Source organism: Peribacillus sp. YIM B13482, assembly GCF_042787975.1.
Lineage (GTDB): Bacteria > Bacillota > Bacilli > Bacillales > DSM-1321 > Peribacillus > Peribacillus simplex_A.
This window is the reverse complement of sequence record NZ_JBHZPF010000123.1, coordinates 1-3,396: the sequence shown is the minus strand read 5'-3', so window position 1 is coordinate 3,396 and position 3,396 is coordinate 1. Positions and strand designations below refer to the sequence as shown.

At 31.2% G+C, this 3,396-nt stretch carries 4 protein-coding genes; all 4 read left to right on the top strand.

Annotation, left to right across the window (positions count from 1 at the left end):
• The first annotated feature begins 266 nt into the window (after window positions 1–266).
• On the top strand, window positions 267–485 hold the full coding sequence (locus tag ACFX4L_RS25145; RefSeq protein WP_340908168.1) for a hypothetical protein: 219 nt from the start codon (window positions 267–269) through the stop codon (window positions 483–485).
• Between the two features lie 329 nt (window positions 486–814).
• Window positions 815–1,156 carry a hypothetical protein gene (locus ACFX4L_RS25140; protein WP_377406639.1) on the top strand — a complete coding sequence of 114 codons (342 nt, stop codon included), beginning with the start codon at window positions 815–817 and terminating at the stop codon, window positions 1,154–1,156.
• A gap of 723 nt (window positions 1,157–1,879) precedes the next feature.
• Window positions 1,880–2,731, top strand: a complete 852-nt coding sequence (locus ACFX4L_RS25135) for a hypothetical protein (protein ID WP_377406637.1) — start codon at window positions 1,880–1,882, stop codon at window positions 2,729–2,731.
• A 331-nt stretch (window positions 2,732–3,062) separates the two neighbouring features.
• Window positions 3,063–3,263: a hypothetical protein gene (locus ACFX4L_RS25130; RefSeq protein ID WP_125161178.1), complete on the top strand. Its 201-nt coding sequence runs from the start codon at window positions 3,063–3,065 to the stop codon at window positions 3,261–3,263.
• The last annotated feature ends 133 nt before the right edge of the window (window positions 3,264–3,396 follow it).

The window sequence follows — 3,396 nt, the reverse complement described above, 5'->3', positions numbered from 1 at the left end:
TACCGGCAGGTAAACTACTATGAAAATCTAAGAAAAACGGAGATATCGAGAGGTTTTGCTTTCTTTATTGAGGGAGGTTAGTTGCATAAGAAAGTCGAATTATATATAAACAGCTACATATTATTATAAGCAATATAAAGCCCCTATATCTCAGTCGGTAAGCCCTAATTATGTTAATACTAAATGGCATCGTGTAACAAAAATTAATGGTATTGAAGAAACTCACCATCCACTTTGTAAATAAAAAGGAGTGTAAAATAATTCATATGCGTTTACAAAACCAGATTATTATTGAATGGACAATACGGAATTATTATAGCGATTTCTCCTTTGAAAAACATATTGCAGACGTAATAAAAGAATCTCATACACTTAAAGAAGGGGAAGCACTGGAAATTCATCAAGTAGTCTATGTGGGTGAATTTAATAATGAAAAATTATATTTAATTATTTTAAATATTGTACCCGAAAAATTGAGTAAATAGATTGGAGCATAACAAAGTAAAGCACCATTACATTCCTCACTATTATATGTAAATCAAAACAAAAGAAGCAATTTAAAATTGCTTCTTTCAGACTGTAGACAAACTCAATGAAAACGAGTTTGTCTACAGTTTTTTATGGCTTGTATAATTTGGACGTTGATTTCCACTCCAGGCACTCGCTTGTCATATCTAGTGTGCAGTTATAATAAAGTTGTTTACTTCTTATAGAACTAAAGGGGCAGTTTAGTTGAATAAGAAAATGTTATAAAATAGAGAGTTGAAAGGTGATGAGGATAGTAAGTAATTCAGTTGATATAGGGGATGTTTATATGAATTGGAACTGGAATGAAACCACTCTAGATTTTCCATTCTCGTCCAAAAACTTAAAGAACTTGTTAAATACTGTATGTAGAAAAGAAAACAGATTTTCACAATATGAGTTAATTAAGTGGTGTGATAACCTCACAATGGCTTTTGAAGAAGATGAAGCTGGAGAATTTAATGAATTTGATGAAATAGCTTTTGGAATAGCACGAGATATTGAATGTCAATGGGATTTTATTTTGGTAAATACTTACTCATTAAAAGAATTGCAGAACTTAGACCTCTCAAAAGTAAAGTTACCTCAAGATTGGTTTATAGAGTGGTTAGAGCAATTAAACGAGAAATAAAAGGAACAATAAAAATTCTAGTTCAGCTAAAGATAATGAGGAGAAGAGAAATGTTACAAAACAGTTTGATATTAAATACTAGTTTTTGGACCAAAATACTCTCCATAGGTATTGAGTATCCTATACGCATAATCTTAATAGGTGTAGGTATATGGGTGGGAGTTACTTGTATAAAGCAAAGACATTTTCTATCTTGTTTAGTTTTATTATTACACACTGTGCTTCTTACTGTTGTCACTTTTACAAACTTACTTACAAATCTTTTGAAAAGTGTACCTACTCTTCTTCAATATGGTGGTGTAGCAGTCTTAACAGTATTATTTTGTATAGTATATGAATATGAATCTTCCCGTGAGTAAGTAAAGAGAAGAATATTAATTAACAAATGATTTTAAGAAAAATGAACCCTTCGCTAGTATATATAGCAAGGGGTTTTCAAATTTATTGAATTAGTATCTTCTTCGTCTATCTTGGCATCTCAAGAATAAAGAAAACGACACAATAGTATAGACAGGCTGTCGAGAAAAGCTATATAAAATGTGAAAATTTACACTTCAACTAACAGGTGCTATAGCTGAAGATCGGAGCTGTCTTTAAGGCAACCTTTTCTTTATGCAACTATCGGGGCAGGTTACTTTAATAATTGTTTTATAAATAAAGTCCATAATATACAAAGCGATAATAGGGAATTATAATCCTATACCGTATAAGGGGACATACTTGATGAAGAAAATAATGCAATTTACCTTACTATTGGTGACATTAAATCTTTCACCGATATTTGTTCAAGCTGACGAAAAACTAAATGAAGAGCTTATGAAAATTGTTAAAGAGTTTACTCCGTCGAACGCTTTACTTGTAAGCCCTGAAAAACCTTTCTCCACACAGTCAATTCAACTTTATGATTTTAACCACGATGGGCAAAAAGAAATAATCGCTACTTTTGAAATTAAAGCAAAAGAACAACCTAATCCTTCCCAGTTTGGAGTAATGGTACTAAAGAAGGTTAATAATGATTGGCAAAAAGTTTGGGAAACAAAAGCTCAAGGAGTTGGTTTGAATTTTTCAGGTTTGGCTGATATTACTGGTGATGGTACAAAAGAATATTTAATCGGTGTTACAATTGGTGCAGCTGCAGGAAACAAACTTGATATTTTTCAGTGGAATGATAACTCATTCATAAATATTGCAGATGTTCCTTATTTTGAAATAGACATATTGAACCAAAATAAAAAAGTCAGTTTAGCAATCTGGCAATGGTATATTGGTGAAAGTTATTTAGTAGATGTATTAAAATGGAATGGTGAAAAATTGGTTTTTGATAAAGAATCATATTCTAAATACTATCCTATAATTGAAAATTTCTATAAAGATAAAATTTCAAAAATGGATGCTTGGTTTTATTGGTATTGCCTTGCAGATGCTCAAATTAAAGCAAATTTATTTGAAGAAGCTTCTAAATCAATCGAAAAAGGGAGTTTATTAGCAAAAAAATTATCAATGCCTGAGGTAGTTCAGACCTTTAACGAATTAAGTGACAGACTGGAAAAAAAGAAAAAAGGCTTAATGAACTAACGGGTGCTTTAGCTGAAGATCGGAGCTGTCTTTAAGGCAGCTTTTCTTTATGGAACTATCGGGGCAGGATAGTTCCATAAAGGACTTGGGTTTTTATGTTAAAATATAAAGTAAAACTTATTGTTGGGGGGGGATTACTTGGAATCATTTATTATGGTTTTATTCGTATTTTTAGTTTGTATATGTATTAGTTCGGTTCTGAATATACTTTTTAAGCTGACGAAAAAAAGAGATTGGCTTATAACATTCTTAATAAGTTTAGGGTTATCAATAATAATAGTTCCTCTATTAAATGCTGGATAAGATCTGGTTAGCGTTATGAGGTGATTGAGTGGGATTTTATTATTTATTATTACTTTTGATAGGTGTTGTTCTTCTTATTGTTGGAGCACTTTGGAAAGATGTATCTTGGTCAGTTAAAATCGTAATTTTTTTGTTTGTTGTTGGTATTCTTTTTATCGTTTTGGCAATTATTTTGTTAATGCCAGGTAGTTCTGATATTATTTCTGAACTGTTGAAATTAAATGAATAGAAATTATTAAGCTAACGGGTGCTTTAGTTCATTAACAGGGGGTGCTGCGGCAGCCTTTTTTGTATGAAAACATATTCGTGAAAGGCCATACTAAAATAAGCCCACCAAATTCTAATTTTTTTGAAGGACGTAA